Source organism: Neisseria sp. P0021.S007 (genome assembly GCF_051956855.1).
The window spans coordinates 1-493 of record NZ_JBQCXA010001362.1 but is presented as its reverse complement, the minus strand read 5'-3'; the positions used below and the strand labels follow the sequence as shown (position 1 = coordinate 493).

1 protein-coding gene and 1 pseudogene are annotated in these 493 nt (G+C 42.8%); one reads left to right on the top strand and one right to left on the bottom strand.

What is annotated here, in order from left to right:
- Window positions 1-216, top strand: a pseudogene (locus tag ACTHUR_RS19175) (ATP-dependent zinc metalloprotease FtsH); the annotation flags it as partial.
- 103 nt (window positions 217-319) lie between these two features.
- On the opposite strand, the gene ACTHUR_RS19170 reads toward ACTHUR_RS19175, so the two are convergent.
- A partial coding sequence (locus ACTHUR_RS19170) for a redoxin family protein (RefSeq protein ID WP_440400370.1) occupies window positions 320-493 on the bottom strand: 174 nt, incomplete at its 5' end.

Here is a 493-nt window from a genome sequence, read left to right as displayed (position 1 = left end):
GCACTTATGGATTGGGAAACCATCGATCGAGACCAAGTTTTGGAAATTATGGCCGGTAAACAGCCTAGTCCGCCTAAAGATTATAGCCACAATGTCCGCGATGACAAAGTGGAAGAGTATGAAGCGCCTATTGCTGAAGCTGCTGAAGCTGTTGAGCAAAATGAGGTTCAGAATACTGAGTCAGTAGAAACAGACAAAACAGATAAATCTGTATAAGGTTTGAAACAGAAAACGGTAGCTTTTAAGCTACCGTTTTTATTTTGAAGATAAGCTAAAGGCCGTCTGAAAATTTTCAGACGACCTGATTTTATTGAGTCAATTACAAAACAGCTAAAGCTGCTTCGTAGTCAGGCTCGTTCGCAATTTCAGAAACCAACTCAGCGTGGAGAACTTGGTTTTGATCATTTAAAACCACCACTGCGCGGGCAGTCAGGCCGCGTAATGGGCTTTCTGTCAGTGTTACTCCGTAATCGTTAGAAAAGCTGCTGCGGAA